The sequence below is a fragment of the Nakamurella multipartita DSM 44233 genome, assembly GCF_000024365.1.
In the GTDB taxonomy this organism is placed as follows: domain Bacteria; phylum Actinomycetota; class Actinomycetes; order Mycobacteriales; family Nakamurellaceae; genus Nakamurella; species Nakamurella multipartita.
Genome location: NC_013235.1, coordinates 2483788 through 2495756, shown reverse-complemented (window position 1 = coordinate 2495756; position 11969 = coordinate 2483788). Strand labels below are relative to the sequence as shown.

The following is an 11969-nucleotide window of genomic DNA, read 5'->3' as shown; positions in this document are numbered from 1 at the left end:
TGTCCACGAGCACTGTGTCCATGAGCACTGTGCAGACCGCGGGCGAGCACGCCCGATCCAGCTTCGACGCAGGGAGCCGCCGGTGATCATCGACCTGCCCAGCACGACATCGTCCAAGATCAACCGATCGCTGCTGGACCTGCGGGAGCAGGGCGGCTCGGTCGCGTTGAGCCGGGTGCTGACCCTGGTCATCGTCACCGAGGACGGGCAGGCCGAGGACCCGATCGCGGCCGCCAACGCCGCGTCCTTCGAGCATCCCTGCCGGGTGGTCGTGCTGGCCCGAGGGGCCAAACGCGCGTCGCCGCGGATGGACGCCCAGATCCGGGTCGGCGGTGACGCCGGGGCCAGCGAGGTGATCGTGCTGCGCCTGTACGGATCGCTGGTCGACCACGGCGCTTCCGTCGTGACGCCGCTGCTGCTGGCCGACGCGCCGGTCGTCGTGTGGTGGCCCGGCGATGCCCCCGATCTGCCGGCCGAGGACCCGATCGGCACCCTGGCCGACCGCCGGATCACCGACGCCAACTCGGCCAAGCGGCCGAGCGCCCAGCTGGCCAAGCGCCGGGAGAGTTACCGGCCCGGTGACACCGACATCGCCTGGACCCGGATCACCCGCTGGCGGGGCCTGCTCGCCTCCGCGCTGGACCAGCCGCCGCACGAGAAGGTCACCGAGGTGACGGTGTCCGGCTCGGCCGACTCCCCCTCCACCGACCTGCTCGCCGCCTGGCTGGCGCTGGCCCTGCGCTGCCCGACCAAGCGGATCAAGGCGCCGGCCCGCTCCGGGCCGGGCGTGCATTCGGTGGTGCTGAACCGCCGCGGCGGACCGATCACCCTGGTCCGGCCCGAGGGCACCACCGCCGAACTGACGATGGCCCACCAGCCGGAGCGCTCGATCTCGCTGCCCCGGCGGACGCTGCGCGAGTGCCTGGCCGAGGAACTGCGCCGGCTGGACGACGACGAGGTCTACGCCGAGGTGCTGGCCAAGGGTCTGCCACTGGTGAACGCGGAGCCCACGGTCCGTCCGGCCCGGGCGGCCAGCACCCGTACCGCGACCGCCCGCGGCGGCGCGACGCCGGCCAAGGCCGGTTCCGGGGCCAAGGCCGGTCCTGAGGCCAAGGCCGGCGCCAAGACGGCCCCGAAGGCGGCGACCAAGGCCGGGACCAAGGCGGTCACCAAACCGGCGGCCAAGCCGGGCGCTCGGGCGACTCGGTCGTCGGCCGCCGCGAAGACCGCCCCCACGACCGGACCGGAGTCCGGCCCGGCCACGGCGCGCGCCCCGCGGCGACGCAAGGCCCCGGCGCCGGCCCCCACCCCGGCGCCGGTCCCGGAGGCCGAGCCGGTCGTGCCCAGTCCGGGCAGCGAGGCGGATGCGTCATGAGCGGGGCGCCGGAAGTCGTCATCCACGCCAACCCGGACCTGCTGGCGGCCACCACCGCGGCCCGGCTGGTCACCAAGCTGGTCGACATCCAGTCCACCGGCCGGATTCCCGTGGTCGCGCTGACCGGCGGCGGCGTCGGGATCAGCACCCTGGCCCACCTCAACGACTCCCCCGCCCGCGACGCCGTCGACTGGTCCCGGGTGGAGATCCTGTGGGGTGACGAACGTTTCGTGCCGTCGTCGGATCCGGAACGCAACGCCGGGCAGGCGATGGACGCGCTGCTGAGCCGGGTCAACGTGGACCCGGCGCGGGTGCACGTGATGGCGCCGGCGGACGGCGAGTTCGGCGACGACGTCGACGCGGCCGCCGCCGCGTACGCCGACATCGTCGACGGGCTGGAAACCATCGACCTGGTGATGCTCGGCATGGGTCCGGAAGGCCATGTGGCGTCGGTGTTCCCGGAATCGCCGGCGGTGTACGACACCCGGTCGGTGGTCGCGGTGCGCAACTGCCCCAAGCCGCCGCCGACCCGGATCTCGTTGACCCTGCCGACGATCCGGCGAGCCACCGACGTGTGGATCATCACCGCCGGCACCGCCAAGGCGGCCGCCGTCGCGCTCGCCCTGGGCGGGGCCGGTGAGGTGGCGCTGCCGGCCGCGGGCGCCACCGGGCGGGCCCGCACCCTGTACCTGCTGGATCGGGAATCGGCGTCCGCCCTGCCTGCGGGCATCTCGCGAGCGCCGGTTTCCTGACCGATCGGGCGCTCCGGCCGGCCCGTTCGGCGGCGATGCTGAGACCCTCGCCACATGATCGGTCGAGTCGCCGCACCTGATCCCGTCCGGTCGCTAGTGTCCGGGCAGGCCACATCGTGGCGGCCAACAGGTGGCCGCCGTTGAGGAGGAGATCTCGGATGAGCAAGGCACCGGTCACGGTCACAGTCACGGGAGCGGCGGGCCAGATCGGGTACGCACTGTTGTTCCGCATCGCCTCCGGCGTCATGCTCGGACCCGACACCCCGGTCGTCCTCAACCTTCTCGAGATCACCCCGGCGCTCAAGGCGGCCGAGGGCACCGCGATGGAGCTGGATGACTGCGCGTTCCCGCTGCTGGCCGGGATCAACATCACCGACGACCCGCGCAAGGCGTTCGACGGCGCCAACATCGGCCTGCTGGTCGGCGCCCGGCCGCGGGGCCCGGGGATGGAGCGGGCCGACCTGCTGGAGGCCAACGGCGGCATCTTCAAGCCGCAGGGCGCGGCCATCAACGACGTCGCGGCCGACGACATCCGCGTCCTGGTGGTCGGCAACCCGGCCAACACCAACGCGCTGATCGCGCAGAGCCACGCCCCGGACGTGCCGGCCGAGCGGTTCACCGCGATGATGCGGCTGGATCACAACCGGGCCAAGACCCAGGTCGCGCAGAAGTTGGGCGTGCCGGTCTCCGAGGTCACCAAGATGACCATCTGGGGCAACCACTCCGCCTCGCAGTACCCCGACCTGTTCCACGCCGAGGTCGGCGGCAAGCCGGTCGCCGAGCAGGTCGACCAGGCGTGGCTGGCCGACACCTTCATCCCGACCGTGGCCAAGCGCGGCGCGGCCATCATCGACGCCCGCGGCGCCTCCTCGGCCGCGTCGGCGGCCAACGCGGCCATCGACCACATCAACTCCTGGGTGCTGGGCACCCCGGCCGGTGACTGGGTCTCCTCCGCGGTGGTTTCCGACGGCTCCTACGGCATTCCGGAGGGCCTGATCGCCGGTGTGCCGGCGACCTCCACCGGCGGCGCCTGGCAGGTCGTCCAGGGTCTGGAGATCGACGACTTCTCCCGGGCCAAGATCGACGCCTCGGTCAAGGAGCTCGCCGACGAGCGTGACGCCGTCCGCTCGCTCGGCCTGATCTGAGCCGACCGATCAACGCGGGCTGATCAACGCGGGCTGATCTGTGAGTGTTGGTAGGCCGGTTCTGGTGGGTGTTCGACCAGGATTCGGGGTTGGTGTTCGGGATTGGCTCGGTGCTGATTCGGCCACTTCGGTGTGCCTTTGAGTTGACGTGTCGTCCCGGGCGCCGACGCCGGCCTGCTCACCTGTTGGCCTGATAAGAAGCCTGTCCCTGTTCCCCGTTCACGCGGAGAGCCGGGTGACCCGTCACAGATGTGCCGCGGGTGGGTCCTCCAGGCCGGCGTCGACCCTTGTTGACCCGAGCTCTGGAAGGAGAGCACGAGCTGATGCCTACTGTGGCAGATTCGGTCGACGCCGTCATCGGCGGTGACACCCATGTGGACACGACGAGTTTGTCTGTGGTGTCCCCGGTCGGGGCGGTGATCGAGCAGATCACGATCGACAACGACGAGCAGGGTTACGCCCAGGTGGTGACCTGGATCCTGCGGGTGGTGCCTTCCGGCCGGTTCCTGGTCGGGTTGGAGGGCACCCGCAGCTACGGTGCGGGGCTGTGCCGGGCGTTGGAAGCGGTCGGGATCCGGGTCGTCGAGGTCGAGCGGCCCTCCCGCGGGGAGCGGGGCCGGCGCGGCAAGTCCGACCCGGGCGATGCGGTGCTAGCCGCTCGTAAGGTGCTGGCCATGGCGGTGGAGCGGGTACCGGCGCCGCGGACCGGCGAGGGAGTGCGGGAGGCGTTGCGGCTGCTGGTGGTGGACCGGGAACAGATGACCCGGCACCGGACCCAGCTGCACAACCAGCTGCTGGCCGAGCTGCTCACCGGCACCGCCGAGCACCAGGCGCTGCGCCGAAAAGGTTTGAGTGGAACAGATCTGGAGAAGCTGGCCAAGTCTCGTTGCCGGGGTGGGCGGCCGATCGAGGAGCAGGCCCGGCTGGTCGTGCTGCGCCGCAAGGCGAACGCGATCATCCAGTTGGATCAGCAGATCCGGGACAACGGCAAGAGCCTGACGACGATCGTTCAGGACGCTGCTCCGCAGCTGCTCAAGCAGGTCGGCGTCGGCCCGGTCGTCGCCGCCCAGCTGATCGTGTCCTACAGCCACCACGGCCGCTGCCGGGACGAGGCGGCGTTCGCGGCGCTGGCCGGGGCCAGCCCGGTCCCGGCGTCCAGCGGCCGGATCGTGCGGCACCGGCTCAACCGGGGCGGCGACCGCCAACTGAACCGGGCCCTGCACACCGTCGCGGTCACCCGGGCCCAGTGGGACGAGCGAACCCAGGACTACATCCGCCGGCGCAGCGGCAGCCTGACGGCCAAAGAGATCCGCCGGATGCTCAAGCGGTACATCGCCCGCGAGATGTTCAAGATCCTGCGCACCATCGAGGCGTTGAACCCGACGATGACCAACGGTCAGGCCGCCACGGCCGCCTGACCCAGTCCCCGCCCACCACCGCCCGGCCGGCCCACATCCGTTTCTCCAGCGGATCGAGGAAGGCCTGTTCAGCCCTGCCCGAAAGGCGCCTGGCGCACGGCCGGTGCAAGTCAACCGGCTGTGCACCACTTGGCCGCGAAGAAGATCAATTAGCAGGGTTGACAAACATAGAAGCGTCAACTTGGCGCGAAAACCCTCAAAACGGACCCGGTTTCGCCGAGTTGATCAGCCCCGGTCGGCGTCGCGCCTCTGGTCGCGGTGCAGCACCTGCCGATCCCGGAACAGCGTGACGAAACCGTTGGCCACCAACCGGTAGTCGACCGGATGTGTCCGGACCGCGGCCCGGTCGAAGGCGGCCCCGCGACCGGCCGCCGGCTCAGATCTCGTCCGGCACCGGGGCGGGCACGCCGGCGATCGCGCCGAGCACCTCGTCCAGCTCGTCGGTCTTGATCAGCACCTCGCGGGCCTTGCTGCCCTCGGACGGGCCGACGATGCCCCGGGTCTCCATCAGGTCCATCAGCCGGCCGGCCTTGGCGAACCCGACCCGCAGCTTGCGCTGCAGCATCGAGGTCGAGCCCAGCTGGGAGGTGACGACCAGGTTGATGGCCTCCAGCAGCAGGTCCAGGTCGCCACCGATGTCGGGGTCGACGTCCTTGGCCGGGTCGGCCTTGGCCACGGTGACGTTCTCGGTGTAGTCCGGCTGCGCCTGCTCCTTGACGAAGTCGACGATCGCGGTGATCTCCTCGTCGGAGACGTAGGCGCCCTGGATGCGGACCGGCTTGGACGCTCCCATCGGCAGGTAGAGGCCGTCGCCCATGCCGATGAGCTTTTCCGCACCGGGCTGATCCAGGATGACCCGCGAGTCGGTCAGTGACGACGTGGCGAACGCCAGCCGGGACGGCACGTTGGTCTTGATCAGGCCGGTGACCACGTCCACCGACGGCCGCTGGGTGGCCAGCACCAGGTGGATGCCGGCGGCCCGCGCCTTCTGGGTGATCCGCACGATCGCGTCCTCGACGTCGCGGGGCGCGGTCATCATCAGGTCGGCCAGCTCGTCGATGATGCCCAGGATGTACGGGTAGGGCTTGTAGACCCGCTCGGAGCCGGGCGGGGTGACGATCTGCCCGTTGCGGACCTTCTTGTTGAAGTCGTCCACGTGCCGGACGCCGTGGGCCAGCATGTCCTGGTAGCGCTGCTCCATCTCCTCGACCAGCCAGGCCAGCGCCGCGGCCGCCTTCTTCGGCTGCGTGATGATCGGCGTGATCAGGTGCGGGATGCCCTCGTACGGGGTCAGCTCGACCATCTTCGGATCGACCAAGATCATCCGCACGTCCTCGGGGGTGGCCCGCTCCAGCAGCGAGACCAGCATCGAGTTGACGAACGACGACTTGCCGGACCCGGTCGCACCGGCGACCAGCAGGTGCGGGGTCTTGGCCAGGTTGGCGGTGACGAAGCCGCCCTCGACGTCCTTGCCCAGGCCGATCACCAACGGGTGGGTGTCGGTGCGCGCGTCCGGCGCGGCCAGCACATCGCCCAGGCGCACCATCTCCCGGTCGGTGTTGGGTACCTCGATGCCCACCGCGGACTTGCCCGGGATGGGCGCCAGCAGCCGCACGCTCTCGGTGGCCGCGGCGTAGGCGATGTTGCGGGTCAGCGCGGTGATCTTCTCGACCTTCACGCCCGGGCCCAGCTCCACCTCGTACCGGGTGACCGTCGGTCCCCGGGTGAAGCCGGTGACTGCGGCATCGATGTTGAACTGCTCCAGCACCCCGCTGATCCGGCCGATCATCTCGTCGTTGGCCGACGAGGAGACCTTGGGCGGCGCACCGAGCTTGAGCAGGGTGGGCGGCGGCAGCTGGTAGCCGGAGTTCGGATCGGGCGCGACCACGGGCAGCTGCTGGGTGGGGGCCTCGGTGAAGGACGGCATCGCCGGCGGCGCGACCGGAGGCTTGGCCTTGCGGCCGGCCCGCGGTTCGGATCGGGCGTCGGTCCGGGCGTCGGTTCGGGAGTTGGACCGCGGCTCGGTGGGCGCCTCGGGCGGCGGGGTGACCGGGATCGGCCGGGTAAGGGCGGCCTCGAAGCCGGCGGCGGGAGCGGTGGCCTCGTCGCGATCGGCTTCCACGGCCTGCCGGCGCCGGGACGGGCGCCGCAGCCGGGGCGCGGGCGCATCGGACTCCAGATCCAGCGGGTGGTCGTCGGAGTCGCCGGACTCGTCGTACTCGTCGGTGTCGTCGTGGGTCGAGCCGCCCAGCTCCCGCCAACCGCCGCGGACCAGCCGGGGCACGTCGGCCACCGAGATGCCCAGGATCAGCAGCAGGCCGAACAGGCCGAGCAGCACCAGCAGCAAGATGGCCGGCACGGCGGTGATGCCCACGAACAGCGGCTGTCCGGCCAGCCAGCCGACGGTGCCGCCGGCCTCCATCCGCTGTCCGGTGGAGTCGACCGCGCCCTCGGGCAACCGGGCCACGTGCACGACGTGCAGCACCCCGGCCGCGCTGAGCACGACGGCGACCACACCGGCGATCCGCCGCGGGCGGTGATCGGGATCCGGGTCGGTGCGCATCAGCACGATCGCGGTGCCGGCCAGAGCCACCGGGAAGACGAAGGCGAGCAGGCCGAACCACACCCGGACGGCGTCGTCGGCCAGGGCGCCGATCGGCCCGGCGGCGCCGAGCCAGGTGCCGACCGCGCAGATCAGGGCGACCGCGAGCAGGCCCAGGGCCAGCCCGTCCCGCTTGTGCGCCCGGTCGATCGAGCGCGTCGCGGACGCACCGGCGCCGACGGCCCGGGCCAGCTGCCCGCACCACCGCGCGGCCAGCAACCACAGCCGGCGGATTCCCCGGCCCAGACCCTTGAGCCCGGTGACGATCGGCGACTGCTCCCGGACCGCGGTGTTCGACCAGGCCGTGGTCGGCGCCGTGCTGCGCCGAGCGGACTTGCCCGATCCCGAACCCGAGCCGGACCGCGACGAGGATGACGTCCGGCCCCGGGAGGAGGTCGACCGGGACGCGCCCGACTTGCTTGCCGAACTCTTGCCGGTGCCGGCCGACGACGGGCGACGAGCCGTCCCCGACCCGGAACCCGCCCCGGAACCCGACGCAGCACCGGACGACGAACGAGGCGCCGAACGCGCGCCTGAGGACCGGGTTGCCGGGGACTTCGCAGCCATGCCTTCTAACGTATCCGGCCGGTCACACGAACCCCACGTGCCACACCGGGCTCGGGCGCCCGGCCACCGCCGAGGTCGTCAGACCAGCGACAACTCGGCCGGCTCGGTCACCGCGGCGGTCCCGGTCGTCCCGGTCCCGACGAGCCCGTCCTTGGCCCGGAACAGGGTGCCGGGGCCCTCCAGCCAGACCGCGCCCTGACGGGCCGGCAGGAACACCGAACGGCCGGGTTCGACCACCAGTTGCGTGCCCTGGGCGTCGGTCAGGGTGACCGAGCCCTCCACGACCAGCACGATCTGCGGGCCGTCGTGCTCGAGCACCCGGCCGGTCGGCGGCACCACGATCCGGGACAGCTCGAACTCCGGCGTCGGGGTGCGGAAGGCGTGCTCGCCCGGACCGACCGGGACGGCGGGGATCAGCATCGGCTCGTCCGGCGCGAAGGTGACCACGGCGGACAGTTCGGCGACGTCGACGTGCTTGGGCGTCAACCCGCCGCGCAACACGTTGTCCGAGCTGGCCATGATCTCCACGCCGAACCCGGACAGGTAGGCGTGCATGTTGCCCGCGGGCAGGAACACGGCCTCGCCCGGGGCCAGGTCGATCCGGTTCATCAGCAGCGCGATCAGCACGCCCGGATCGCCCGGGTAGTGGCCGGCCAGCTGGGCGCCCATGGCGAACTCGCGGGCGAACGGACCGGGGGTACCCGCCCGCGCGGCGCAGGCCGCGGCGACGGCCTCGACCAGCGGCGCGACCGTGGACCGGTCGGCGGTCAGCAGGCCGGTGACCACCGCGCGCAGCCCGGGCTCACCCGGCTGCGCCGCCAGCGTGGCCTGCAGCTCGGCCAGTTCGGGCACCGCCAGCTCGGCCAGCAGTTGCCCGGTCGGCTCGGTGGGCCGGAAACCGCACAGCGCCTCGAACGGGGTCAGGGCGTACATCAGCTCGGGCTTGTGCGAGCGGTCCTTGTAGTTGCGGAACGGGGCGTCGATCGGCACCCCGGCCGACTCCTCGGCGTCGTAGCCGGCCCGGGCCTGCTCGGCGGTCGGGTGCGCCTGCAGCGACAGCGGCGCGTCGGCGGCCAGCAGCTTGAGCAGGAATGGCAGCGTGGCGCCGAACTCGCGGGCGACCTGCGAGCCGAGCAGAGCGTGCGGGTCGTCGGTGATCGCGTGCCGCAGCGGATGCTCCGCACCGTCGCGCAGCAGCACCGACGAGTCGGCCGGATGCGCGCCGACCCACAGCTCGGCCTGCGGCTCGGGCGACGGGGACGGGGCCCCGAGCAGGGTGGGGATCGCGGTACGCGAGCCCCAGGCGTAGGGGCGGACCTGGTTCTTCATCAGGAACACGTCCGAGATTCCTTTCGTGACGGCCACACGGGCGGTGGTGGTGTTCCAGGGACGCCCGGCGAGCCCGTCGGTCACGTCGATGTGATCGTGACCACCGATCAATCCGGGTCAGCGGCGCGGGACCGGCGGTTGGACCCGCGGTTGATCAGCGCGGGCCAGCTTGCGCCACACCCAGCTGGACGGCAGATGCCGGTCGTGCAGCACGTATTCGCACACGGCGTCGTCGTACAGGGTGCCCTCCAACGCGCGCCGGTCGGTGGATCGTCCGGCCAGCAGCAGCTCGTCGTCGGCCGCCAGGAGGAAATCCGGATCCGGCGTCAGGTGGGCGTGATCGTCCCGCAGGACCAGCAGCGCGACGATGTCCAGCGGGCGGTCCCGGTCGTCCGGGTCACGCAGCACGTCCCCGAGCCGCACGTCCCCGGCCGCCAGGCACTTGCGCAGGGCGGGCGCCTCCCCGGCCACCAGCCGTTCCTTCCACAATTCCTGCAGCCGCCGCCCGCAGGACGCGGTGATCCGCTCCATCACTTTTGCGGCCCAGTCGTCGCCCTGCGCCGGGATCTCCTGCACGAACCGCCACAGCAGCGGGGTGCTGAGCCGGGCGTACATCTCGTGCGCGACCACCTCGGTGGGCACCAGCAGCGAGTCCAGCCGCATCGCCTCGAACAGCGGCGCGCTGGCCTGCTGGTTCTGCCGGGCGGCCACGAACAGCGTCGGGTTGATCCGGCGGGCGCTGGCCACCAGCGACAGGTTGGTGGTGTCGTTGTCGGTGCCGGCGACGAAGCCGACCGCAGTGGCCAGGTCGGTCTGCTTGAGGATCGCCGGCTCGGACGCGTCGCCGACGATGACCGCCGGATTGTCCGCACTGCCCAGCGGGTCGACGATGGTGACGGTTAGTCCCTCGTCCTGCAGGTCGGTCACCAGCTCCTTGCCGAACCGGCCGTAGCCGGCCAGCACCCAGCGACCCTTGGTCGGTGGCCGGGCCCGGCGGGGCCGGGGGGCGCCGGGCCCGCTCTCCAGCCAGGTCAGCAGCTGGTAGGAGGCCGGCGCCCGCAGGGCCAGCCGCAGATGGTCGCCGAACCGGTCGAACGGGTTGACCAGGGACGGCGAGCCGAACGCCTGCATCCGGTACTCGATGGCCGGCGAGACCACCCGGGCGATCACCGGCAGCTCCGGGCGCAGCAGCGCGGCCGACATGGTCACGTGCAGGTTGACCTCGTCGTCGCTGGTCAGGGCGAGCACGCCGGAGCAGTAGGGGTTGTCCAGTCCGGCCACGGCCAGGTGGTGCGGGTTGCGCACGTCGCCGGTCAGCGCGGGCACGTCGGCATGGAAGGCGACCAGGTCCAACGAGTCGATCCGGTCCGATTTGACGTCGATGACCACGAACTGCTGGCCCATCGCGTCGAACGCCTTGCCCAGGAGTTCGCCGGTCTGCCCGTACCCGGCGAACAGCAGGAACGGCTCGCGCAACCGGCGGACCTTGCGCCGGAAGCGCTGCAGGGCCAGGGCACTGCGGAAGCTGCGGTCCTGCAACAGGGTCAGCAGCGAGCCGATCGCGTAGGCCCAGCCGATCACCAGCAGGTAGATCGAAATCGTGGCCCACATGCGCTGATCGGCGTTGAACGGGTAGGGCAACTCGCCGTAGCCGATGGTCGAGGCCGTGTAGCTCATGAAGTACAGCGACTCGAAGATCGTCATGTGGTACGGCCGGCCCTCCGGGTCCACGGCCGGGATGAGCGACATGCCGACGACCGTCACCGAGAAGATGACGATCAGGGTGATCAGCGGCGCCCGCATCCGCCGCATCACGATGAAGATGGTCGCGGTGGCCGCCGGCTCGTTGTCGACCTCGATGCGGCGGCGCAGCCGGGGTGGGCGCGGTTCGTCGTCGTCGCCGAAGATCTGCTTCCAGAAGACCTGCAGGACGTTGCTCATCGCGGCTACCGGCGGTGGAAGGAGACGGTCTCGACGACGAGCAGGATCACCGAGACGACGTTGGCCAGCAGCGCACCGCCGGACAGCGACACCACGCTGGCCATCGCCTCGGGCGTCACCCCGTGCGCGGAGACGTTCGCGGCGTAGCCCCAGACCAGGGCGGCGCAGATCAGCTGCAGGTCGGCGACCAGGCTGGTGGCCAGGTGAGTGGCCCCCAACTGGGTGCGGTCGCCGAACTTGAGCACGGTGGCGATCAGGCTGACCACCAGCGCCCCGAACAGCTCGTAGATGTTGTGCAGCGACGGCACCGAGATGTCGCCGAGGAAGAACCCGAAGTTCAACGTGGCGGCGAGCAGCACGAAGAAGCCGAAGATGACCTTTTCCAGGTTCATCGATCACCCCCTGCGGGACCGGCGGACGGCCGAACGGCCGGTGACGCCGCGGTCACCGAAATGATCACCCCTGGGCACCGATCCTGCTGGCCAGGCGCACCGTGGGAACACTGATATCAGGACCTGATCCCCGGTCCCCGAGCGAGCGGAGGACCGATGCACACCATCACGATCGTCGTCGTCTTCGCCAGCCTGGTCGTCATCCTGGGGTTGATCGGCTGGATGCTGCTGCACTGGCGCCGGTTCCGCGCCGAAACCGACCGGTACCGGGCCTGGCAGGCCGTGTTCGGTCGGCGCGGCGGCAAGATCGCCCTGCTGGTCGGCTTCGTCGCCCTCGCCGTGCTGGTCGGCGGGCTGCTGGCCTACCAGGCCCAGCTCACCGCGCCCGCGCCGTGACGCCGTCCCCCACCCCGACCCCCGAGCCGCCCCGGGGCCGCCCCGGGCCCGA

The 11969-nt window shown here is 71.5% G+C and carries 9 protein-coding genes; 5 read left to right on the top strand and 4 right to left on the bottom strand.

Features of this window, described 5'->3' with window-relative positions; genetic code table 11:
• The first annotated feature begins 82 nt into the window (after nucleotides 1-82).
• From NAMU_RS11225 to NAMU_RS11210, 4 genes are all read left to right on the top strand, one after another.
• Entirely contained in the window at nucleotides 83-1375 is a 1293-nt protein-coding gene (locus NAMU_RS11225) for a glucose-6-phosphate dehydrogenase assembly protein OpcA (RefSeq protein WP_015747525.1), read from the top strand.
• Complete coding sequence (pgl, locus tag NAMU_RS11220) at nucleotides 1372-2127, top strand: 6-phosphogluconolactonase (RefSeq protein WP_015747524.1); 756 nt, start codon at nucleotides 1372-1374, stop codon at nucleotides 2125-2127. The genes NAMU_RS11225 and pgl overlap by 4 nt, the downstream gene beginning before the upstream one ends.
• 158 nt (nucleotides 2128-2285) lie before the next feature.
• A complete protein-coding gene (locus tag NAMU_RS11215) occupies nucleotides 2286-3272 on the top strand; it encodes a malate dehydrogenase (RefSeq protein WP_015747523.1) in 987 nt (328 codons plus the stop codon).
• A 323-nt stretch (nucleotides 3273-3595) separates the two neighbouring features.
• Complete coding sequence (locus NAMU_RS11210; RefSeq protein ID WP_015747355.1) at nucleotides 3596-4690, top strand: IS110 family transposase; 1095 nt, start codon at nucleotides 3596-3598, stop codon at nucleotides 4688-4690.
• A gap of 376 nt (nucleotides 4691-5066) precedes the next feature.
• On the opposite strand, the gene NAMU_RS11205 is transcribed toward NAMU_RS11210, so the two are convergent.
• The 4 genes from NAMU_RS11205 to NAMU_RS11190 form a co-directional block, all read right to left on the bottom strand.
• A complete protein-coding gene (locus NAMU_RS11205) occupies nucleotides 5067-7859 on the bottom strand; it encodes an FtsK/SpoIIIE family DNA translocase (RefSeq protein WP_086008576.1) in 2793 nt (930 codons plus the stop codon).
• Nucleotides 7860-7937: 78 nt separating this feature from the next.
• Nucleotides 7938-9272 carry a mannose-6-phosphate isomerase, class I gene (gene manA / locus NAMU_RS11200; RefSeq protein WP_245544884.1) on the bottom strand — a complete coding sequence of 445 codons (1335 nt, stop codon included), beginning with the start codon at nucleotides 9270-9272 and terminating at the stop codon, nucleotides 7938-7940.
• A 33-nt stretch (nucleotides 9273-9305) separates the two neighbouring features.
• The gene (locus NAMU_RS11195) at nucleotides 9306-11129 is read right to left on the bottom strand and encodes an NAD-binding protein (protein ID WP_015747520.1); all 1824 of its coding nucleotides are present in this window, start codon (nucleotides 11127-11129) and stop codon (nucleotides 9306-9308) included.
• A 5-nt stretch (nucleotides 11130-11134) separates the two neighbouring features.
• Nucleotides 11135-11521: a DUF6394 family protein gene (locus NAMU_RS11190; protein WP_015747519.1), complete on the bottom strand. Its 387-nt coding sequence runs from the start codon at nucleotides 11519-11521 to the stop codon at nucleotides 11135-11137.
• Nucleotides 11522-11677: 156 nt separating this feature from the next.
• On the opposite strand from NAMU_RS11190, the gene NAMU_RS11185 reads away from it, so the two are divergent.
• Nucleotides 11678-11917, top strand: a complete 240-nt coding sequence (locus NAMU_RS11185; RefSeq protein ID WP_015747518.1) for a hypothetical protein — start codon at nucleotides 11678-11680, stop codon at nucleotides 11915-11917.
• The last annotated feature ends 52 nt before the right edge of the window (nucleotides 11918-11969 follow it).

Excerpts from the sequence above, each read along its gene's own strand:
- NAMU_RS11205 (WP_086008576.1), bottom strand. The coding sequence starts at position 7,859 with ATGGCTGCGAAGTCCCCGGCAACCCGGTCCTCAGGCGCGCGTTCGGCG.
- NAMU_RS11185 (WP_015747518.1), top strand. The coding sequence starts at position 11,678 with ATGCACACCATCACGATCGTCGTCGTCTTCGCCAGCCTGGTCGTCATC.
- NAMU_RS11215 (WP_015747523.1), top strand. The coding sequence starts at position 2,286 with ATGAGCAAGGCACCGGTCACGGTCACAGTCACGGGAGCGGCGGGCCAG.
- pgl (WP_015747524.1), top strand. The coding sequence starts at position 1,372 with ATGAGCGGGGCGCCGGAAGTCGTCATCCACGCCAACCCGGACCTGCTG.
- NAMU_RS11210 (WP_015747355.1), top strand. The coding sequence starts at position 3,596 with ATGCCTACTGTGGCAGATTCGGTCGACGCCGTCATCGGCGGTGACACC.
- NAMU_RS11190 (WP_015747519.1), bottom strand. The coding sequence starts at position 11,521 with ATGAACCTGGAAAAGGTCATCTTCGGCTTCTTCGTGCTGCTCGCCGCC.
- NAMU_RS11195 (WP_015747520.1), bottom strand. The coding sequence starts at position 11,129 with ATGAGCAACGTCCTGCAGGTCTTCTGGAAGCAGATCTTCGGCGACGAC.